At 70.4% G+C, this 20530-nt stretch carries 21 protein-coding genes; 8 read left to right on the forward strand and 13 right to left on the reverse strand.

The features are described from left to right. Positions 1-3 precede the first annotated feature (3 nt). From LK409_RS04705 to gorA, 3 genes are all read right to left on the reverse strand, one after another. The gene (locus LK409_RS04705) at positions 4-1122 is read right to left on the reverse strand and encodes a 3-deoxy-7-phosphoheptulonate synthase (protein ID WP_010927998.1); all 1119 of its coding nucleotides are present in this window, start codon (positions 1120-1122) and stop codon (positions 4-6) included. A 121-nt stretch (positions 1123-1243) separates the two neighbouring features. Further along, positions 1244-1876 (reverse strand): LysE family translocator, encoded by a 633-nt coding sequence (locus tag LK409_RS04710; protein ID WP_033448454.1) that lies wholly within the window; start codon positions 1874-1876, stop codon positions 1244-1246. 213 nt (positions 1877-2089) lie between these two features. Beyond that, positions 2090-3442: a glutathione-disulfide reductase gene (gene gorA, locus LK409_RS04715; protein WP_010927999.1), complete on the reverse strand. Its 1353-nt coding sequence runs from the start codon at positions 3440-3442 to the stop codon at positions 2090-2092. A gap of 174 nt (positions 3443-3616) precedes the next feature. Between gorA and LK409_RS04720 the strand changes: the two genes are divergently transcribed. From LK409_RS04720 to LK409_RS04730, 3 genes are read left to right on the forward strand one after another with little or no spacing between them, the layout of a single operon-like run. Then, entirely contained in the window at positions 3617-3913 is a 297-nt protein-coding gene (locus tag LK409_RS04720) for a hypothetical protein (RefSeq protein WP_003812172.1), read from the forward strand. Between the two features lie 24 nt (positions 3914-3937). Then, positions 3938-4315 (forward strand): DUF2784 domain-containing protein, encoded by a 378-nt coding sequence (locus LK409_RS04725; protein WP_003812171.1) that lies wholly within the window; start codon positions 3938-3940, stop codon positions 4313-4315. Between the two features lie 40 nt (positions 4316-4355). Further along, entirely contained in the window at positions 4356-5051 is a 696-nt protein-coding gene (locus LK409_RS04730) for a glutathione S-transferase N-terminal domain-containing protein (RefSeq protein ID WP_003812170.1), read from the forward strand. A gap of 10 nt (positions 5052-5061) precedes the next feature. On the opposite strand, the gene pdxR is transcribed toward LK409_RS04730, so the two are convergent. After that, positions 5062-6438, reverse strand: coding sequence for a MocR-like pyridoxine biosynthesis transcription factor PdxR (pdxR, locus tag LK409_RS04735; RefSeq protein WP_370448373.1), 1377 nt, complete (start codon positions 6436-6438; stop codon positions 5062-5064). A gap of 181 nt (positions 6439-6619) precedes the next feature. Here pdxR and LK409_RS04740 point away from each other — a divergent pair, with 181 nt between their 5' ends. Continuing rightward, positions 6620-7330: a GNAT family N-acetyltransferase gene (locus LK409_RS04740; protein WP_003812168.1), complete on the forward strand. Its 711-nt coding sequence runs from the start codon at positions 6620-6622 to the stop codon at positions 7328-7330. 102 nt (positions 7331-7432) lie between these two features. On the opposite strand, the gene LK409_RS04745 is transcribed toward LK409_RS04740, so the two are convergent. Genes LK409_RS04745 through LK409_RS04760 form a run of 4 tightly spaced genes read right to left on the reverse strand, consistent with a single transcriptional unit; the run spans position 7433 to position 11429 of the window. Continuing rightward, complete coding sequence (locus LK409_RS04745) at positions 7433-8359, reverse strand: DMT family transporter (protein ID WP_003812167.1); 927 nt, start codon at positions 8357-8359, stop codon at positions 7433-7435. Between the two features lie 2 nt (positions 8360-8361). Further along, positions 8362-8697, reverse strand: coding sequence for a YbbN family protein (locus tag LK409_RS04750; protein WP_003812166.1), 336 nt, complete (start codon positions 8695-8697; stop codon positions 8362-8364). Between the two features lie 57 nt (positions 8698-8754). After that, the gene (locus LK409_RS04755) at positions 8755-10017 is read right to left on the reverse strand and encodes a Zn-dependent hydrolase (protein WP_003812164.1); all 1263 of its coding nucleotides are present in this window, start codon (positions 10015-10017) and stop codon (positions 8755-8757) included. 29 nt (positions 10018-10046) lie between these two features. After that, positions 10047-11429, reverse strand: coding sequence for an MATE family efflux transporter (locus LK409_RS04760; RefSeq protein WP_010928000.1), 1383 nt, complete (start codon positions 11427-11429; stop codon positions 10047-10049). Between the two features lie 187 nt (positions 11430-11616). Here LK409_RS04760 and LK409_RS04765 point away from each other — a divergent pair, with 187 nt between their 5' ends. Genes LK409_RS04765 through LK409_RS04775 form a run of 3 tightly spaced genes read left to right on the forward strand, consistent with a single transcriptional unit; the run spans position 11617 to position 14678 of the window. Next, complete coding sequence (locus LK409_RS04765) at positions 11617-13473, forward strand: phosphoenolpyruvate carboxykinase (GTP) (protein ID WP_010928001.1); 1857 nt, start codon at positions 11617-11619, stop codon at positions 13471-13473. A 60-nt stretch (positions 13474-13533) separates the two neighbouring features. Continuing rightward, on the forward strand, positions 13534-14157 hold the full coding sequence (locus LK409_RS04770; protein ID WP_003812158.1) for a class I SAM-dependent DNA methyltransferase: 624 nt from the start codon (positions 13534-13536) through the stop codon (positions 14155-14157). Further along, positions 14130-14678: a DNA-deoxyinosine glycosylase gene (locus LK409_RS04775; protein WP_165326859.1), complete on the forward strand. Its 549-nt coding sequence runs from the start codon at positions 14130-14132 to the stop codon at positions 14676-14678. The genes LK409_RS04770 and LK409_RS04775 overlap by 28 nt, the downstream gene beginning before the upstream one ends. A 149-nt stretch (positions 14679-14827) precedes the next feature. Here the strand turns inward: LK409_RS04775 and LK409_RS04780 are convergent, their stop codons facing one another. Beyond that, entirely contained in the window at positions 14828-15691 is an 864-nt protein-coding gene (locus tag LK409_RS04780; protein ID WP_003812150.1) for a BKACE family enzyme, read from the reverse strand. Then, positions 15688-16650, reverse strand: coding sequence for a 3-hydroxyacyl-CoA dehydrogenase family protein (locus LK409_RS04785; RefSeq protein ID WP_003812148.1), 963 nt, complete (start codon positions 16648-16650; stop codon positions 15688-15690). The genes LK409_RS04780 and LK409_RS04785 overlap by 4 nt, the downstream gene beginning before the upstream one ends. A gap of 114 nt (positions 16651-16764) precedes the next feature. Here LK409_RS04785 and LK409_RS04790 point away from each other — a divergent pair, with 114 nt between their 5' ends. Next, a complete protein-coding gene (locus LK409_RS04790; protein ID WP_010928003.1) occupies positions 16765-17766 on the forward strand; it encodes a LysR family transcriptional regulator in 1002 nt (333 codons plus the stop codon). Here LK409_RS04790 and LK409_RS04795 read toward each other — a convergent pair. Genes LK409_RS04795 through LK409_RS04805 form a run of 3 tightly spaced genes read right to left on the reverse strand, consistent with a single transcriptional unit; the run spans position 17690 to position 20507 of the window. Further along, on the reverse strand, positions 17690-18982 hold the full coding sequence (locus LK409_RS04795; RefSeq protein WP_003812141.1) for a TRAP transporter large permease: 1293 nt from the start codon (positions 18980-18982) through the stop codon (positions 17690-17692). The two genes, LK409_RS04790 and LK409_RS04795, sit on opposite strands and share 77 nt — an antisense overlap. Continuing rightward, positions 18975-19466, reverse strand: a complete 492-nt coding sequence (locus tag LK409_RS04800; RefSeq protein ID WP_003812139.1) for a TRAP transporter small permease — start codon at positions 19464-19466, stop codon at positions 18975-18977. The genes LK409_RS04795 and LK409_RS04800 overlap by 8 nt, the downstream gene beginning before the upstream one ends. 9 nt (positions 19467-19475) lie before the next feature. Then, positions 19476-20507: a TRAP transporter substrate-binding protein gene (locus LK409_RS04805; RefSeq protein ID WP_003812137.1), complete on the reverse strand. Its 1032-nt coding sequence runs from the start codon at positions 20505-20507 to the stop codon at positions 19476-19478. Positions 20508-20530 lie beyond the last annotated feature (23 nt).

The following is a 20530-nucleotide window of genomic DNA, read 5'->3' on the forward strand; positions in this document are numbered from 1 at the left end:
GGCTCAGCCTTCGCGGCGCTGGCGCACGGCCTGGGCCAGCTCGGCCAGCACCGGCTCGGTCTGGGCCCAGCTCAGGCAGGCGTCGGTGATGGACACGCCGCGCTTGAGCGGCACGCCGGGCTTGAGATCCTGGCGGCCTTCCTCGAGGTTGCTTTCGATCATGATGCCGATGATGCGGCGGTCGCCGCCGGCCAGCTGCCGGGCCAGGTCGCGCGCCACGTCGACCTGGCGCGCGTGCGACTTGTTCGAATTGGCGTGCGAGCAGTCGACCATGACCTGCTCGCGCAGGCCGGCCTTGGCCAGCGCCGCACAGCAGGCGTCGATGGCGGCCGCGTCGTAGTTGGGGCCTTGCTTGCCGCCGCGCAGGATGACGTGGGTGTCGTCGTTGCCGCGCGTCTCGAAGATGGCGGCGGTGCCCATCTTGGTCATGCCCATGAAGGCATGCGGGGCGCTGGCGGCCACGATGGCGTCGGCCGCCACCTGGATGCCGCCGTCGGTGCCGTTCTTGAAACCCAGCGGGCAGCTCAGGCCCGAGGCCAGTTGCCGGTGGCTGGGGCTTTCGGTGGTGCGCGCGCCGATCGCGCCCCAGGCGATCAGGTCGGCGATGTATTGCGGGCTGAGCAGGTCCAGGAATTCGGTGGCGATGGGCAGTCCCAGGGCGCCGATTTCCAGCAGCAGGTGGCGCGCGCGGCGCAGGCCTTCGTTGATGCGGAAACTGCCGTCCAGGCGCGGATCGTTGATGTAGCCCTTCCAGCCCACGGTGGTGCGCGGCTTCTCGAAGTACACGCGCATGACGATGAGCAGGTCGTCGGCCAGCGTGTCGGTCGCCTCCTTGAGCTGGCGCGCGTACTCCATGGCCTGTTCGTGGTCGTGGATGGAGCAGGGGCCGACCACCACCACCAGCCGGTCGTCGCGGCCGTGCAGCACGTCGGCGATGCGCGCGCGGCTGTCCTCGACCAGCGCCTGTAGCGGCGCCGATACCGGCAGTTCGTCCTGCAGCAGGGCGGGCGAAATCAGGGGACGCACGGCGCCGATGCGCACGTCGTCGATGCGGGTGGTGTCTTGCGTCGCGTCGGCCTGGCCGGCCTCGCGATCGTGCAGCGGGTCATCGATACGGGTCAAGGCAATTTCTCCGGTGCGCCCCGGCGGCGCAACAGGCAATTATCGCACTTTGCCGCGCGGCGCCAGGGGGCCGGGCCGGCAGCGACAGCCGGGCGGCGCCGCGGCGCCACGGTTGGGGGGCTCAGCGGCGGGCGTCCAGGGCCATGCGCACCGCCAGGCCGGCCAGCACCGAACCCATCAGCCAGCGCTGCGCCACCATCCACATGGGCCGGCGCGCCAGGAATACCGCGATGGCGCCAGCCATGACGGTGAACAGCGCGTTGACGCAGATGCTGATGCCGACCTGGGTGAAGCCCAGGGCCAGCGACTGGGTCAGGACGCTGCCTTGCTGCGGGTCGATGAACTGCGGCAGCAGCGACAGGTACAGCACGGCGATCTTGGGATTGAGCAGGGCGGTGAACAGCCCCATGGCGAACAGGCGGCGCGGCGGGCTGGGCGCCAGGGCGCGCACCTGGAATGGCGACTGCCCGCCCGGGCGCAGCGCCTGCCAGGCCATGTACATCAGGTAGATGGCGCCGGCCACGCACAGCGCTTCGTAGGCCAGCGGCACCGCCATCAGCAGCGCCGTGATGCCCAGCACGGCGCACAGCACGTAGAACACCAGCCCGAGCGCCACGCCGGCCAGCGAAACCAGCCCGGCGCGGTAGCCCTGCGACAGCGAGCGCGACACCAGGTACATCATGTTGGGGCCGGGCGTGAGCGTCATGCCCAGGCAGATCAGGGCGAAGGCAAGCAGTTGGGTCGGTTCGGGCATGGCGGCACGCAAGGTGGACGCGCGGATGGCGCGCGGTTATCACTCTAGCGCAGAACTGTTGCGTAACAGGGGGAATTTTTGGTGCCTGTCCCGGCGGGGACAGGCACACGCACGGGCAGACGCCATGAAATCTTGCAGGTGCCTGTCCCCGCAGTGGGGACTGGCAAGCAATTGGCGGGTGCCAGTCCCCCAGTGGGGACAGGCACCCGGGGGTTAGGTTGCCGTTCTCATCGTGACGAATTCCTCGGCGGCGGTGGGGTGGATGCCGATGGTGTCGTCGAAGACCTGCTTGGTGGCGCCGGCCTTGAGAGCCACGGCCAGCCCCTGGACGATTTCGCCGGCGTCCGGGCCTACCATGTGGCAGCCCAGCACTTTCTGGCTGTCGGCGTCGACCACCAGCTTCATCAGGGTCTTTTTCTGGCTCTGGGTCAGGGTCAGTTTCATGGGCCGGAAGCGGCTTTCGTAGCGGGTGACCCGAAATCCGTGTTCGAGGGCCTGCTCGGTGGTCAGGCCGACCGTGCCGATGTTGGGCAGGCTGAAGACGGCGGTGGGGATGAGGTCGTAGTCGACCTTGCGGTACTCCTGCGGGCGGAACAGGCGGCGCGCCACGGCCATGCCTTCGGCCAGCGCCACGGGGGTGAGCGGCACGCGGCCGATCACGTCGCCGATGGCGAGGATGGACGGCTCGCTGGTGCGGTATTCGTCGTCCACCTCGATGTAGCCGGACTCGGCCAGCCGCACGCCGGTGTTCTCCAGGCCCAGGTCGTCGAGCATGGCGCGCCGGCCGGTGGCGTAGAAGACGCAATCGGTTTCGAGCACCGAGCCGTCGGACAGCGTGACCGCCAGCACGCCATCGGCGCGCTTGTCGATGCGTTCGACGTCGGTATTGAAGCGCAGGTCCAGGCCTTTCTTGACCAGTTCGTCGCGCAGGTGCTCGCGCACGCTGCCGTCGAAGCCGCGCAGGAACAGTTCGCGCCGGTAGACCTGCACGGTCTGCGCGCCCAGGCCATTGAAAATGGAGGCGAATTCCACCGCGATGTAGCCGCCGCCCACCACCAGCACCCGGCGCGGCAGCTCGGGCAGGAAGAAGGCGTCGTTGGACGTGATGGCGTGTTCCTTGCCCGGGATGTCGGGCACGAACGGCCAGCCGCCGGTGGCCACCAGGATGTGTTGCGCGCTGTGGCGCTGCCCGTTGATTTCGACGGTGTGCGGGTCGACGATGCGGGCGTGGCCTTCGTGCAGCGCGACGCCGCTGTTGACCAGCAGGTTGCGGTAGATGCCGTTCAGGCGTTCGATTTCGCGGTTCTTGTTGGCGATCAGCGTGGGCCAGTCGAACTCCGGGCGGCCCGGGTTCCAGCCGAAGCCGGCCGCCTGCTCGAAGTCTTCGTGGAAATGCGCGCCGTAGACCAGCAGCTTCTTGGGCACGCAGCCCACGTTGACGCAGGTGCCGCCCAGGTAGCGGCTTTCCGCCACCGCCACGCGGGCCCCGTAGCCGGCCGCGAAGCGCGCCGCGCGCACGCCGCCGGAGCCGGCGCCGATGACGTACAAATCGAAATCAAATGCCATGTCTGTCGGTCCTTCCGCGGCCGTCCGAGGCGGCCGCGCGTGTAAACATCTGGAAGCCGTATTAAACAACCAACCGGGCCGCTCTGCTTGGCGGGCGCGCCGAATCGGATATAACAGCAGTCAGCGCGGCTGGATGGCCGGCCGCCATGCACGACGCACGCGTCACGGAACGAGATGCAGAACGAAGACAGTTTTTTCGGCTCGCTGGGCGCCATGCTGGGCGCGGTGATACGCGCCATCGTCGATGGCCTGCGCTATGTGTTCGGCGGGCTGGGGCGGGCGCTGGGCGATTTCTTCGGTGGCCTGGCCTCGGCGCTGGGCATGAGCCCGTCGGTGTTCAATTTTGCCTTGCTGGTGCTGGGCCTGCTCCTGCTGTGGACCGCGGTGCGCGCCTTCATGGGGCGCGCCATCGTGGCCGGGATCTTCTGGCTGGTGCTGGCGATGCTGCTGCTGGGCGGCCTGATCGGCTAGCGCGGCCAGGGCAGGGACGGCGCCATGCTTTACCGCTTCCTGGCCGATCTGGTGCTGGCGCTGCATGCGCTGTTCGTGGCCTTCGCCGTGCTGGGCGGGCTGCTGGCGCTGCGCTGGCCGCGGCTGGCCTGGCTGCATGTGCCGGCGGCCCTGTGGGGGGCGGGCATCATGCTGGCCGGCGCCGTCTGCCCGTTGACCCCGCTGGAAAACCATTGGCGCGCGCAGGCCGGCCAGCAGGGCTACGAGGACGGTTTCATCGCCCATTATCTGTTGGCGGCGATCTATCCAGAGGGGCTGAGCCGGACGGCGCAGACCGTGCTGGGCGCGCTGGCGCTGGCCGGCAATGCGCTCGTCTATGCGGCGCTGTGGCGCCGGCGGCGGCGCGGCGGAATCGGCCGATGAGTTATGCTGGACTGTTTTGCAACTCAGGCGAGTCCCATTCATGATTGATCTGTATTTCTGGGCCACGCCCAATGGTTTGAAAATAAAACTCTTCCTGGAAGAGGCCGGCCTGCCCTATACCGAGCACCCGATCAACATCGGCAAGGGCGAGCAGTTCCAGCGCGAATTCCTCGCGATCGCGCCCAACAACCGCATTCCCGCCATCGTCGACCAGGCGCCGGCTGGCGGCGGCGCGCCGATCTCGTTGTTCGAGTCCGGCGCCATCCTGCTGTACCTGGCCGAGAAGATCGGCCGCTTCATCCCCGCCGACGTGCGCGGCCGCGCCGAAGTCCTGCAGTGGCTGTTCTGGCAGATGGGCGGGCTGGGGCCCATGGCCGGCCAGAATGGGCATTTCAACGTCTATGCCCCCGAGAAGGTGCCGTACGCCATCGAACGCTACACGGCCGAAACCGCGCGCCTGTACGACGTGATGGACCGGCGCCTGGCCGAGCGCGAGTTCCTGGCGGGCGAGTACTCGATCGCCGATATCGCCTGCTATCCCTGGGTCGTGCCGCACGAGGCGCACGGCCAGAAGATGGCCCATTTCCCGCACCTGAGCCGCTGGTTCGAGGCGATCGCCGCGCGGCCCGCCACGGCGCGCGCCTATAAGGAGGCCGGCGACAGCTACCGGCCCAAGGCGCCCATGTCGGACGAGGAACGGGCCGTACTGTTCGGCCAGCCGGGCGCGCCGCGCTAGGCGGCGCGGGCTAGGCCTGGATCGGCCGGGCCAGCCGCTCGATCAGCGGTTCGAACAGCTCGGCCGAGGTGTTGCCGTAGCCCAGCACCAGTCCGGTGTCCTCCGGCCGCGGCGCGATGGCGAAGCCGGACAGCGCCTGCGGCGCCATGCCCAGGCGCAGCGCCTGGGCGGCGATGGCGCGGTCGTCCAGCGCCGCGGGCAGCCGCAGCGTCAGGTGCAGGCCGCAGTGGCCGCCCAGCACTTCGTGCGGCACGCGCAGGTGGCGCGCCAGGGCGGCGCGCAGGGCCTGCTGGCGCTCGCGGTAGAGCCGCCGCATGCGGTTGAGGTGGCGGGTGAACTGGCCGCTTTCGATGAAGGAGGCCAGGGCCCATTGTTCGTGGCGATGGCCGCCGCGCAGCATCTCGGCCAGCGCCTCGGCGGCCTCGTCGGCCAGGCCCGTGGGCAGCACCACGAAGCCCAGCCGCAAGGACGGGAACATGGTCTTGCTGTAGGTGCCCACGTACAGCACGGGCGCATCGGGCACCAGGCCCTGCATGGCCGCGATGGGCTCGCCCTGGTGGCGGAATTCGCTGTCGTAGTCGTCTTCGATGATCCAGGCGCCGGCGCGGCGCGCCTGCTCGATCAGCGCCAGCCGGCGCGTGACGGGCAGCACGGCGCCGGTCGGGTACTGGTGCGACGGCGTGACATAGATCAGGCGCGGCGGCGCGTCGCGCCAGGCCTGCGGCGGCGCCAGCAGGCCAGCGGCGTCCACCCGCACCGGCACCACCCGCATGTCGCCGCAGCGCAGCGCCGTCTTGGCGCCGCGGTAGCCGGGGTCTTCGACCCATGCGGTGTCGCCGGCGTTGCCCAGCAGCCGCACGCACAGCGCCAGCCCTTCCTGGGCGCCTTCGGTGATGACGATCTGGCGCGCCTCGCAGCGCACGCCGCGCGCGGCCGCCAGGTAGGCGGCGATGGCCTGGCGCAGGCGCGGTTCGCCGGCGGGTTCGCCGTAGCCCAGCAAGGCCGCGGGCGCCTCGCGCAGGGCGCGTTCCAGCGCGTTGCGCCAGGCGCTGGCGGGAAAATGGTTGAGGGCCGGCGTGCCGGGCCGCAGCGGCAGGTAGGTGTCGGTGCGCGGCGCGCTGGCCTTCAGCGCGGCCAGGCGCCGCGCGGTCGGGCCGGCGCTGGACGCCGCGGACGCGCGCGCCGGCATGCCCGCGCGGGCCAGCCCCGCTACCCGCGTGCCCTGGCGGTCGGCCCGCACATAGTCTTCGGCGGCCAGGTGTTCGTAGGCCAGCAGCACGGTGTTGCGCGAAATGCCCAGCTGCTGCGCCAGCGCGCGGGAAGCGGGCAGGCGGCTGCCCGGCGCCAGGCGGCCATCCAGGATGGCGTTCTTGAAGCGTTGCAGCAACTAGCGCTGCAGGGGCAGGCGCGCGCCGGCCGGCGGCGCTTGCTGGAGGATCGCGGCAAAATCCATGGCTCTATCAAAAAGGCGGTTCGTGGCACTTTTTATCATGCCACGAATCGCCTATCTTGATGCCATGGCGGGCGCGCCGTGGTGGCGCGCCGCCCACCCGCAAAGGAAGCCGTCCATGTCAGCCCGCGTCAACGAATTCGGTCAACCCATCGGCCAGGCCATGCCGCAATGGCAGGCGCGGCCGCGTCCCCCGCGCGATCCCGCCGAGGGCCGCTATTGCCGGCTCGAACCGCTCGACGCCGCGCGCCACGGCGATGATCTGTACGCGGCCTTTGCGGTGCCCGACGCGGCCAGCGGCTGGACCTATCTGTCGGCCGGCCCGTTCGCCGACCGCGCCGGCTACGACGAATACCTGCGCAAGGCGGCCGACAGCGCCGATCCCCTGCACCACGCGGTGATCGACCTGGCCAGCGGGCGCGCGATCGGCACGCTGTCGCTGATGCGCATCGATCCGGCCAACGGCGTGATCGAAGTGGGGCATGTGAACTTCGCGCCGGCGCTGCGGCGCTCGCCGGCTTCGACCGAGGCGCAGTACCTGCTGATGCGGCGCGCCTTCGACGAACTGGGCTACCGCCGCTACGAATGGAAGTGCGACAGCCTGAACGCGCCCTCGCGCGCGGCCGCGCTGCGCCTGGGTTTCCTGTTCGAGGGCATTTTCCGCCAGGCGCTGGTCTACAAGGGGCGTACGCGCGACACCGCGTGGTTCTCCATCATAGACAGCGAATGGCCGGCGCTGCGGGCGGCGTTCGAGCGGTGGCTGGCGCCGGAGAACTTCGATGCGGCGGGCCGCCAGCGCAAGCGGCTGGATGCCTGCCGCCAGCCGTAATCGGTGCCTGTCCCCGCCGGGACAGGCACCCCGTCATACGCCATGAAATCAGGCGCCAGTCCCCATGCCGGGACAGGCACCGGCATTCCTGCGGGGGCAGCCTTATGTCCGGCGCCGCAGCTTCTCGCGCAGCAGCTCGGCGCCGCTGACCAGCGTGATGCCGGCCAGCACCAGCACCGCGCCGATGACGAAGCCCGAGTCCAGCGGCTCGTCGAGGATCAGCACGCCGAAGGTGACGCCGAACAGCGGCGTCATGAACGACAGCACCGCCAGGCGGGTGGCGAGATAGCGGCGTAGCAGCCAGAACCAGGCCAGGTAGCTCGACAGCGCCACGACCACCGACTGGAAGCCCAGGCTGGCCAGGGCCGCGCCGGACCAGACGGGCGCGGCGCCGCCGCTGGCGAAATGAAAGGCGGGCAGGGCCAGTCCGGCCATCAGCATCTGGTAGAACAGAGTCTTGGCCGGCGCCGCCTCGGACAGCGAGGATTTGCGGATCGCCACCGTGGTGGCGCCCCAGGCCGCGCCGGCCAGCACGCCGAGCAGGTCGCCCAGCAGCATGCCGGGCACGGCCGCGTGGCCCTTGCCCAGGAAGGCGGTGGCGATGCCGCCGAAGGCCACCGCCACGCCCAGCCACTGCAGCGGCTTGAGGCGTTCGTCGGGCAGCAGCAGATGCAGCCCGAGCGCCGTGAAGATGGGCGCGGTGTAGAGGAATACCGCCATGTGCGAGGCGGTGGTGTACTCCAGGCCCACGCCGACCAGCAGGAATTCCAGCGCGAACAGCGCGCCCACCGCCAGGCCGGGCCCCAGCGTGCCGTCGCGCAACGCGCCCAGGCCTTCGTGGCGCAGCACCACCCAGATCAGCACCACCGCGGCGAAGGCCGAGCGCAGGCCGATCTGCAGGGTGGGGGAGACATCGGCGGCCACCAGCTTGATGGCGATCTGCTGGAAGCCCCAGCAGATGCACAGCGCCAGCATGACGTAAGTGGCGAAACCGTCCAGCGGACGGCGCAGCGGCGCGGCGGCGGCCATGGTCATGGCAGTTCGGCCGGGTAGCTGTCCAGCGCCAGGCTGATCTGCTGGCGCAGGTCCCAGTCGGCCAGTTGCGCGCTGACCGGCCCGTAGTAGGCGCCGTCGCGCGTGACGAACAGCGCCGGCAGGTGGAAGACTTCATAGCGCTGCACCAGCCCGCCGTTCTCGCCGGCGTCGATCCAGCACAGGCGGTCGACCGGCAGGTCGAACTCGGGCAGGCGCTGGCGCGCCACGCCGCAGGTGGCGCAGGTGCGGCTGTGGAAGACAAGCAGCGACAGGCCCGGCGCATCCAGCAGGTAACGGTCGGCGGTGCCGTCGGTCAGTTCGATCTGGTCCATGGGGAAACTCGGGGGCGGGCCGGCTATGCTACCGCATCGCCGGCCCGCCGGCCGCAGCTAGCGCGACAGGCGGCGATCGAGTTCCAGCACGGTTTCGTACAGCACGCGCGTGCCGTCGAGCAGCTGCGACGGCTCCAGCCACTCCTCGGGACAGTGGCTGCGGCCGTTCAGGCAGGGCACGAAGATCATGCCGATCGGGCCGGTGGGCGCCATGTAGACGGCGTCGTGGCCGGCGCCGCTGGGCAGGCGCATCGAGGCATAGCCCAGGCGGGTGGCGGCGTCTTCGACGGCATCCATCACCAGCGGCGCGCAATCGGTGGGGTGGGCGCGGCTGACCGGCGCCATTGCGGCCGACAGGCGCAGCGCGGCCAGCGCGTCCGCCACTTCCGCCATGATGGCCTCGGGAAACGCGTCCAGCACGGCGTCGCTGTCGCTGCGCACTTCCAGCATCAGTTCGACCATGCCGGGCACGGCGTTGGGCGCGTTGGGCGTCATGGCGATGCGGCCGATGGTGGCCACCACGTAGTGCGGCTTGCCGCTCTGCGTGCTGGCGCGGCGGTGCGCCGCGTCGATGACGCGCGCCGCGCCCACCAGCGCGTCGCGGCGGATATCCATGGGCGTGGTGCCGGCGTGGTCGGGCTGGCCGTGCACGGTGATGAGCACGCGCCGGATACCGACGATGTTGGTGACCACGCCGATCGGCAGGCCGCGGCTTTCGAGCACGGGCCCCTGTTCGATGTGCAGCTCGACGAAGGCGGCGGTCTGGCCGGGGCCGCGCAGCGGGGCGCCCAGCGCGTCCGGGTCGCCGCCGATGCGGCGCAGCCCCTCGGCCAGCGTCTCGCCATCGGCGTTGCGCGCGGCCAGCATGTCGGGCGTCAACTGGCCGCTCAGCGCGCGGCTGCCCACGCAGGAGATGCCGTAGTCGCTCGGCTCTTCGGACAGGAAGTCGATGACTTCGAACGGGTGCTCCAGCGTCACGCCCTGCTCGTGCAGGGTGTGCGCCACTTCGATGCCGGCCAGCACGCCGATGATGCCGTCGAAGCGGCCGCCGGCCATCACGGTGTCGCAATGCGAGCCGGTGGCGATGGGGCGGCGGGCGGCGTCGCGGCCGGGGCGCGTGCCCGCCAGGTTGCCGCCGGCATCCAGGCGCACCGCCAGGCCGGCCGCCTCGAATTCGGCGCGCAGCCATTGGCGCGATTGCTCGAACAGCGGCGAGAAGGCGCGTCGCGTCCAGGGCACGTCCGGCAAGGTCATGCGCGACAGGGTTTCGACGCGCGACCAGAGGCGCTCGGCGTTCAGGGGAGGAAATGTCGTGGTCATGGGAATGTCCTGAAAAGAGAGAAGGGCGGCTAGGCGCGCCGCAGCAGCCCCACGCGGTCGCGGCGCAGCCAGCGCTGCATCATGAGCACGGCCACCAGCGCCAGGCCGATGGCCAGCCCGCTCCAGACGCCCACGCCGCGCCAGCCGGCCCAGAACGCCAGCGCCGCGCCGCTGGGCAGGCCCACGCCCCAATAGCCGAGCGCCGCGTACAGCATGGGCACGCGGGTGTCGTGCAGGCCGCGCAGCATGCCGGCGCCCAGCACCTGCGCGCCGTCGACGATCTGGAAGAGGGCGGCGACCGCCAGGTAGGCGGTGGCCAGCCGCAGGACCTGGGCATTGGCGGGGTCGCCGATGTCCAGGAAGGCCGACACCAGCAGGCCGGGCGCCAGCAGCATCAGCGCCGCGGCGATCGCCATGCTGCCGATGCCCAGCGAGAAGGCGCACCAGCCGGCGCGCGCGACCTGGTCGGGCTGGCGCGCGCCGTACGCGTGTCCCACGCGCACCGTGGCCGCCTGGGCAATGCCGTAGGGAATCATGAACGTGACGCTGGCGATTTGGATGGCGATCGCGTGGGCGGCCAGCTCCGGTTCGCCCAGCCAGCCCATCAGGAAGGCCGCGGCGTTGAAGATGGTGACTTCGAACGCGGTGGCCGCGCCGATCGGCAGGCCGAGTTTCCAGAACTCGGCCAGGCGCTGCCAGTCCGGTTGCCAGACGTCGCCGAACAGATGGTAGCGGCGGAAGCGGCGGTCCAGGCAGACCACGCCGACCATGCCCAGGAACAGGCCCAGCGTGGCCAGCGCGCTGGCCAGGCCGGCGCCCACCAGGCCCAGCGCCGGCGCGCCCAGGTTGCCGAACACCAGCACCCAGTTGCCGAAGACGTTCAGCACGATCGCGGCCAGCGCGATCAGGAAGGCCGAGCGCGGGCGCTGCAGCGCCGTCACGAACGAGCGCAGCACCAGGAATCCCAGGAAGGGCGGCATGGCCCACATCAGCGCGCGCAGGTAGGCGCCGGCCTGCGCGGCCAGCTCGGGGGGCTGGTCGATGGCCAGCAGGATGGCTTCGCCGTGCCACAGCAGCAGGCAGCCCGGCACCGAATAGATCACCGCGGTCCACAGGCCCTGGCGCACCGTGCGGCGCACGTCGCGCACGGTGTTGCCGCGCCGGCCCAGCGCATGCGCGACCATCGGCGCGGTGGCCGCGACCAGGCCCAGGCCGAAGAATTCGATGGCGGTGAACAGGTTGGCGCCCAGGGCGCTGGCAGCCAGCGCCTGTGATCCGAGCCGTCCGATGAAGATCACATCGGTAACAGTCATGGCCATTTGTGCCAGATTGGTCAGCACCAGCGGCAGGCCGAGCGCCAGCGTGGCGGCGAGCTCGCGCTTCCAGGCGGCGCGGGCTGTCGATCGGGGCATGCGCCCTCCCATTGATTTTGAATCGGGATATTACCTTTTTTCCTAGGGTAAACCCGGGTTTGTCCCCGGCTCATGCAACTGGCCGAGTTGGTGGGGCCGGAGGTCGCAAGTATGATGAGGCCCATTCCAATGCTGCTGGCCCGGCCATGCCCCGGCCAGCGTTGTTACACCGCAGGAGACCCTACCGATGAACAAGCCATCCGAAGTCAAACCCGTCGCGCTCAACGTGCCCGACTATGTCAAGCACAGCGGGTTGATCGCGTGGGTGGAACGGATCGCTGCCCTGACCAAGCCGGACCGCGTGGTGTGGTGCGACGGCTCGCAGGAGGAGTACGACCGCCTGTGCGAACAGATGGTCCAGGGCGGCACGATGCGCCGTCTCAATCCGGCCAAGCGCGCCAACTCGTACCTGGCGTGTTCCGATCCCTCGGACGTGGCGCGTGTGGAAGACCGCACCTTCATCTGTTCCGAGCGCGAGGAAGACGCCGGTCCCACCAACAACTGGGCCGCCCCGCAGGCCATGCGCGAGACGCTCGGCGGCCTGTTCGACGGCGCCATGCGCGGCCGCACCATGTATGTGGTGCCGTTCTCGATGGGGCCGCTGGGCTCGCCCATCGCCCACATCGGCGTGGAGCTGAGCGACAGCCCCTATGTGGTGGTGAACATGCGCATCATGACGCGCATGGGCCGCAAGGTCTTTGACGTGCTGGGCAGCGACGGCGCCTTCGTGCCGTGCGTGCACAGCGTGGGCATGCCGCTGGCCGAAGGGCAGCAGGACGTGGCGTGGCCGTGCAACCCCACCAAGTACATCGTGCACTACCCCGAGACGCGCGAGATCTGGAGCTTCGGTTCGGGCTACGGCGGCAACGCGCTGCTGGGCAAGAAGTGCTTCGCGCTGCGCATCGCCTCGACCATGGGCCGCGACGAGGGCTGGCTGGCCGAGCACATGCTGATCCTGGGCGTGACCTCGCCCAAGGGCCGCAAATACCACGTGGCCGCGGCGTTCCCGTCGGCCTGCGGCAAGACCAATTTCGCGATGCTGATCCCGCCGCACGGCATGGACGGCTGGAAGGTCACCACCATCGGCGACGATATCGCCTGGATCAAGCCCGGCCCGGACGGCCGGCTGCATGCCATCAATCCCGAGGCGGGTTACTTCGGCGTGGCGCCGGGCACCAGCGAGAAGACCAATTTCAATGCCATGGCCATGCTCAAGGCCAACGTGATCTTCACCAACGTGGCGCTGACCGACGACGGCGACGTGTGGTGGGAAGGCATGACCGACACGCCGCCGGCGCACCTGATCGACTGGCAGGGCCAGGACTGGACGCCGGCCATCGCCGCCGAGACCGGCCGCAAGGCCGCGCACCCGAACGCCCGCTTCACGGCGCCGGCCGCGCAGTGCCCGTCCATCGACCCCGAATGGGAAAACCCCAAGGGCGTGGCGATCGACGCCTTCATCTTCGGCGGGCGCCGCTCGACCACCGTGCCGCTGGTCACCGAGGCGCGCAACTGGGTCGAGGGCGTCTACATGGCCGCCACCATGGGCTCGGAAACCACCGCCGCCGCGGCTGGCCAGCAAGGCGTGGTGCGGCGCGACCCCTTCGCCATGCTGCCGTTCTGCGGCTACAACATGAGCGACTACTTCGACCACTGGCTCAAGCTGGGCCGCCGTCTCGAAGAGACCGGCGCCACGCTGCCGCGCATCTACTGCGTCAACTGGTTCCGCAAGGGACCGGACGGCAAGTTCGTGTGGCCGGGATTCGGCGAGAACATGCGCGTGCTGCGCTGGATGCTGGGCCGCCTGGATGGGCAGGCCGGCGGGGTCGACCAGGTGTTCGGCATCTCGCCGGCCTACGGCGATATCGACTGGACCGGGCTGGAATTCAGCCCCGACAAGTTCGAGCAGGTCATCTCGGTGGACCTGCCGGCATGGCGCGCCGAGCTGGCGCTGCACGACGAGCTGTTCACCCAGCTGGCCGCGCGCCTGCCCGAGGATCTGCCGTTGACGCGTACCGCCATCGAGCGGCGCATGGCGGCCTGAGGCCGGAGCGGCGCGGCGTTTCGCCGCCGCGCCGGCGCCGCTTTGCGGCACAATCGCGCCATGACCTTGACTTCCGACGACCTGCGCCAGATCGCGGCGCTGACGCTGGCCCATTACGACGACAACGCTGTCTCGTTCGAGGTCGGCACGCGCGACCACGACGTAAGCCAGAACATCGCGGCCCTGCTGCGCCATATACAGGGCGATCCGCCGTATGCCATCCTGGACTTCGGCTGCGGCCCGGGCCGCGACCTCAAGACGTTCGCGGCGCTGGGGCACGCGGCCGTCGGCCTGGACGGCGCGGCGCACTTCGTGGCCATGGCGCATCAGGCCACCGGCTGCGAAGTGTGGCAGCAGGATTTCCTGCGGCTGGCGCTGCCGGCCGGGCGTTTCGACGGCATCTTCGCCAACGCGTCGCTGTTTCACGTGCCGACGCAGGAATTGCCGCGCGTGCTGGGCGAGCTGCGCGACACGCTCAAGCCGGGCGGCGTGCTGTTCTGCTCCAACCCGCGCGGCGGCAACGAAGAGGGCTGGTCGCGCGGCCGCTATGGGGTGTGGCATGACTGGGAGTCGTGGCGCGCGCTGCTGGAAGCGGCGGGCTTCCAGGCCCTGGAGCACTATTACCGGCCCGCCGGGCTGCCGCGCGAGCAGCAGCAATGGCTGGCCAGCGTATGGCGCAGGTAGCGGGGTTCGCGGCCCTGGCGCGCGCCGACGCGCGCGTGCTGGTGCTGGGCAGCATGCCGGGCGTGGCTTCGCTGCGGGCGCAGCAGTACTACGGGCATCCGCGCAATGCATTCTGGCCGATCGCCGCCGAGCTGTTCGGCCTGGACGCCGCGCAGCCCTATGCCCACCGCGTGCAGGCCCTGCAGCGGGCCGGCGTGGCCCTGTGGGACGTGCTGCAGGCCTGCGAGCGCCCGGGCAGCCTGGACGCCGCCATCGTCGCCGATAGCGTGCGCCCGAACGATTTCCAGGCCTTCTTCGCCTCGCATCCGGGCATCGCCTGCGTGGGCTTGAACGGCGCGGCCGCCGCGACGCTGTATCGCCGCCACGTGCTGCCGCGCCTGCACGGCCTGGCGCATCTGCGCTACGTGGCGCTGCCGTCGACCAGCCCGGCCCATGCAGCGATGGATTTCGCCGCCAAGCTGCGGGCCTGGCGCGCGATCGCGCCGGCGTCATCCGACCCTTCGGCGTGTCTGTCCCCGTAGGGGGGAACGACGCCTGCGGCCAGGGTGCCTGTCCCCCTGCGGGGACAGGCACCCTGCGGAGACAGGCACCCTGCGGAGACAGGCACCTGCAAGATTTCACGGCGTCTGCCCGTGCGTGTGCCTGTCCCCGCTGGGGCAGGCACCGCTGGCTATGCCAGGCGTCCGTAGATCTCGCGCGCCTGCGCGGCGGTGGCGATGGGCCGGCCCAGCACGCGGCCAGCCTGCGCGGCCTGGGCCACCAGGGCGGCGTTGCCCGGCGCGGTCGCGCCGTCGCTCAGCTTGAGGTTGTTCTCGAAGCCCACCCGCATATGGCCGCCGAACGCGGCCGCGGTGGCCACGCAGGCGTTCTCTTCGCGGCCGAAGGCGCACACGGCCCAGGGCAGCGATCCGTCGTAGACCTCGAGAAAGGGCAGCAGGTCGCGCGGCGAGGACACCTGGCCGGCCGAGTAGCGGCCCAGCACGAACAGCACCGACCAGGCTCCTTCAGGCGCCAGGCCGCGCGCGCGCAGCGCCTGCCACCTGGCCACGTCGGCGGCGTCGTACAGGATGATCTGCGCCATGATGCGTTCGGCTGCGACCCAGGCCAGGAAGTCGGCCAGCTCGCGTTCTGGCATCTCGGGCACGGCGATCTCGCGCAGGCCCATCGAAACGGCTTCGGGGCGCAGTTCGCGCACCATGGCCATCTGCTCGGCGGCGCGGTAGACGCCAGCCGCTTCGCTGGTGACCTGCACCAGCAGTTCTTCGCCCACGGCCTGGCGCACCGCCGCCAGCGCCTCGCGGTAGGCCGCCACGTCCAGCGAATGGCGGCCTTCGGGCGTGCGCACATGCATGTGCATCATGGCCGCGCCGGCGTCCAGGCAGGCGCGCGCCTCGGCCGCCAGCGCCGCCGCCGTCAGCGGCACGGCGGGGTGGTCGGCGGCGGTCTTGTAGGCGCCATTGGGCGCCACCGTGACGATCAGGGGCGAGTCGGCCAGCGCGGCCTGCGCGCCCGCGGCGAACAGCGACGGGCTCATGGCTGGATCTCCGGCAGCTCGGCGCCGAGCAGGTCCAGCCCGGCGCGCAGCAGGCGGTCGTAGCGGGCGCGCTCGGCGGCGATGGTCTCGGGCGTCCATGCATAGAAGCCCGTGCCGGCCTTCATGCCGTGGCGGCCGTCGGCGGCGCGCTCGGTCAGGCAGCGCGCCGGCGTATCGGCGTTGCAGAACGTTGGGTACATGGTCGCGCCGGCGGCCGCGTGCACGTCGATGCCGGCATGGTCGCGCTGCATGACCGGGCCGGCGGCCAGGAAGCGGAAGCCGAAACCGAAACGCACCGCCGCGTCCACGTCCTCGGGCGAGGCGATGCCGCGGTCGATGAGATCGAAGGCTTCGCGCGACAGGGCGTGCTGCAGGCGGTTGGCCAGAAAGCCCGGCAGGTCCTGCGCGACCCTGACCGGCACCATGCCGCAGCGGCGCATGAAGGCGATCAGGACGTCGGCGCAGGCCGGGTCGCTGGCCTCGCACAGCACCACCTCGACCAGCGGCACCAGGTGCGCCGGCATGAAGAAGTGCAGGCCCAGCATGCGCTCGCGCGTGGGCAGGCCGGCGCCGATGGCGCTGATCGGGAAGCTGGAGCTGTTGCTGGCCAGGATGGCGTGGGCCGGCGCGCGGCGCGCCAGCTCGGCGAACAGCGCCTGCTTGATGTCCAGGCGCTCGGGAACGCATTCGATCACCAGGCCGACCGAGTCCCATTCGACCGCGTCCAGGCCGGGCACGACCGCGATGTGCGCGGCGCCCTCGGCGCGGCCGGCCTGCGCCAGGTTGTCGGCGGCGCGGCGCGGCAGCGCGGCGGCGCGCGCGGCGTCGGGTTCCACCACCGTGGTGCGGCACAGCGCGCGCGCCAGCACCACCGCCACGTCGGCGCCCATGGTGCCGCCGCCGATGACGACCGCATGGCTGGCGCCGGGACGGCCCAGCGCGGAATCGGGAGAGCTCATGTTGTTCCTTCTCGCAGGAGTGTTCGCAATGCCAGCCAGTGTAGGGAAACGGCTTTGATTGATGAATCAGATTTTTTGGATAGAATGATCGATAAATTAGATCAGTGAGGCGCCGTGAAGATCAATCTGTCCATGCGCGATATCGAGACCGTCCTGGTATTGGGCCGCACGCTCAATTTCCGGCAGGCGGCGGCGCAGCTGCACCTGTCGCAATCGGCACTGTCGACCCAGGTGCTGCGCATCGAGGAGGCGCTGGGCGTGCGCCTGTTCGACCGCACCACGCGCACCGTGCGGCTGACGGCCGCCGGCGAGGTGTTCATGCAGCAGGCCGCCTCGCTGCAGGTGGCGTTTCGCGAGGCCATCGACGCGGTCAGCGGCATCGCCAGCGCCGAGCACGGCCAGGTGGCGGTGGCGGCGCTGCCGTCGCTGGCCGCGCGCCTGCTGCCGCGCGTGTTGATGGCGTACCGGCAGGCCCATCCCGGGGTGGCGCTGAAAGTGCACGACACGCTGTCGGGCCCGGCGTTCGACCTGGTGCGCGCCGGCGAGGTCGACTTCGCGCTGACCGCGGCCGATCCGCAGCAGGCGGACCTGCACTATGTGCCCATGATGTCCGACAGCTTCATCCTGCTGATCCCGCAGGACCACGCGCTGGCGCGCGGCAAGGGGCCGCTGCGCTGGGCCGATACGCTGGCCGCGCCGCACGTGTCGATGGTGCATCCGAGCAGCGTGCGCCAGTACGCGGAGTGGGCCTTCCTGCAGAACCGCATCCGTTTCCAGCCCGCCTTCGAGGCCGAGCACCTGGCCACCATCGTCGCCATGGTGGAGTGCGGCTTCGGCGTGGCGGCCCTGCCGGAGATCGCCGCCGCCGCGGTGGCGCACAGCGGCATCGTCGAGCACCCGCTGACCGGGCCGGTGGCCGAGCGCTCCATCGGCCTGGTGACCTCGCGCAACCGTACCTTGTCGCCGGCGGCGGCCGCGCTGGTGGCGCAGCTGCGCGAGCACCTGGCCGCCTCGGCGTACAAGCCCGCGCCGGCGGCCCCTAGCGCACGTACGACGGCAGCAAGAGCGAGATCGAGGGAAACAGCACCAGGATCGCCAGGCGCACCACGTCGCTGACCACGAACGGCATGACGCCGCGGAAGATCGTGGGCGTGGACACGCCGGGCAGCAGTCCGCGCAGCACGAACACATTCATGCCGAAGGGCGGCGTGATGAAGCTGATCTCGGTGACCACCACCACGATGACGCCGAACCAGATCAGGTCGAAGCCCAGGCTCTGCACCAGCGGGTAGAACACCGGCACCGTCAGCAGGATCATGGACATGCTCTCCAGCACGCAGCCCAGCACGATGTAGATGACGCAGATGGCCAGGATCACCGTCAGCGGGCTGAGCTGGTGGCGGGCGACCACGTCCAGCAAGTCCTGCGGCAGCGAGGTGAAGTTGATGAAATTGGCCAGCATCAGCGCGCCTATCATCACCACGAAGATCATGCCGGTGGTCTTGGCCGATTCGACCACCACGTCCAGGAAGCGGCGCCACGTCATGGCGCGCCGGCTGCAGGCGAACAGGAAGCTGAGGAAGGCGCCGACGCCGGCGGCCTCGGCCGGCGTGAACAGGCCGCCGTAGATGCCGCCCAGCAGCATGCCGATCAGCGCCAGCACCATCCAGACCTGCCGCAGCGCGTGCAGGGTATGCGGCCAGGTGCTGCGCGGGCCGCGCGGCCCCGCGGCCGGATCGCGGCGCACCACCCAGGCCACCGCCGCCATGTAGCACAGGATCGCCAGCACGCCGGGCAGCACGCCGGCGGCGAACATCTTGCCGATGCTCTGTTCGGTCAGCAGGCAATACACCACCATGATGATGGAGGGGGGAATCAGCACGCCCAGCGTGCCGCCGGCGGCGATCGAACCGGCCGCCAGCTTCTCGCTGTAGCCCATGCGGCGCATTTCCGGATAGGCGACCTTGGCCATCGTCGCGGCCGTCGCCAGGCTGGAGCCGCAGATGGCGCCGAAACCGCCGCAGGCGGCGATGGTGGACATCGCCAGGCCGCCGCGCCGGTGGCCCAGCAGCGCGTGGGCGGCGGCGTACAGTTCGCGCGACATGCGCGATTCGGTGACGAAGTTGCCCATCAGGATGAACAGCGGCAGCACCGACAGCAGGTACTGGAAGCCGCTTTCGTAGATCACCGAGCCGGCCATGGCGTAGGCGGGCGGCCAGCCGCGCAGCAGGCCCAGGCCGACGAAGCCGACCAGCGCCATGGCGAAGGCCACGGGCACGCGCATGAAAACCAGCGCCAGCATGGCGCCCAGGGCGGATAGGGATTCAATCATCTTGGGTCGGTTCCGGCTGCGTAGCGGCAGGCCCGACCAGGGCCGCCAGCCGGTAGGCGGCGTCCAGGGCCAGCAGTACCGCCATGGCGTATACGAAGGGTGCCAGGGGAATGTTGAGCATGGGCGTCATGTCGCCGTAGTCGGCGGTGCTCTGCGCCTTGCGCAGCGCCACCCAGGCCAGGCAGGCGCTGACCGTCAGCGCCAGCAGGCCGGCCACGCAGTCCTGCGCGCGCAGGGTCGCGGGCGAGAACAGGTGGCTGAAGCTGTCGACCGTGATGTGGCCGCGCGCGCGGGTCACCAGCGGGATGCTGGCGAAGATCACCGCCACCATCAGCAGCTCGACCATCTCGACGGTGCCCATGATGGGACGGTTGAGCAGGTAGCGTCCGGTGGCGTCGGCCACCGTCAGCAGGCTCATGCCGCACAGGCTGATGACCACGATGGCGCGCAGCAGGGCCGTGACGGCCCGGTCCAGGATCCGCATGGCGCGCGCTCAGCGTTGCTGGTCCAGCTGCTTGATCTCGGCGCGGAACGACGCCAGCGCGGCGGGCCCGTCGATGCCCTTGGCCTTGGCCGCGTCCAGCCATGCCTGCTCGAACCCCTTGGTGCGTTCGCGCACGGCCTCGATCAGCGCGTCGTCGGCCTTGACCAGTTCGATCTCGCCGCCTTCGAGCACCTTGCGCGCGGCCGCGTCGTGCGTGTCCCAGGCGCGTCCGGCCAGCTCGGCCAGGTGGCGGCCCGACAGGCGCACCAGCGTGTCCTGGTCCTGCTTGGACAGGCGCGCGAAGGCGTCGCGGTTGATGATGACTGCGTGCGTGTCCGAATACAGGCCGCCGGGGAATTCGGTGGCGTGCCTGATGATGCTGTCCAGCTTGAACGACACCAGCGATTCGGCCGGGAAGAACACGCCGTCGGCCACGCCGGTGCTGAGCAGTTCGTACGACTCGGGCGCCGGCTTGGCGATGGGACTGGCGCCCACCGCCTTGGCCACGTCGGCCGCCATGCCGCCGCCGACGCGGATCTTCAGGCCCTGGAAGTCGCCGATCTGCTTGACCGGCTTGCTGGTGGTGAAGGCGATGCCCGGGCCGTGCGCGTAGATGCCCAGCAGGCGCACGCCCTTGTGCTCGTCGGCCTTGAGCAGGTATTTCTCGTAGGTGTCCCAGGCCGCGATGGAGCGCGAGGTCGCGGTGTCGCCGGAGAACGGCAGCACGGCGAACTTGGTCAGCTGGAAGCGCCCGGGGTAATAGGCGTGCGAGACGAAGGTCACGTCGACCAGGCCATCGCGCACGGCGTCGAAGTGGCCGGCCGGGTTGGTGACCGCCTTGGGCAGCAGGCGCAGCGTCACGCGGCCATCGGTGGCCTTGCGGATTTCCTCGCCCCAGGGCATGAGGAAGTCCGCCACGACCGCATGGGTGGGCGGCAGCCAGCTCGACAGGGTGAGCTCGACCGGCTTTTGCGCGATGGCGGGGGCCGTGCCCGCAAGGCCAAGGGCGAACAGGGCGGCGGCGAGGGTCTTGTGCATCATGTCTCCTTGTTTTATGGGATGGC

The sequence above is a fragment of the Bordetella parapertussis genome (assembly GCF_020735925.1).
GTDB lineage: Bacteria > Pseudomonadota > Gammaproteobacteria > Burkholderiales > Burkholderiaceae_B > Bordetella > Bordetella pertussis.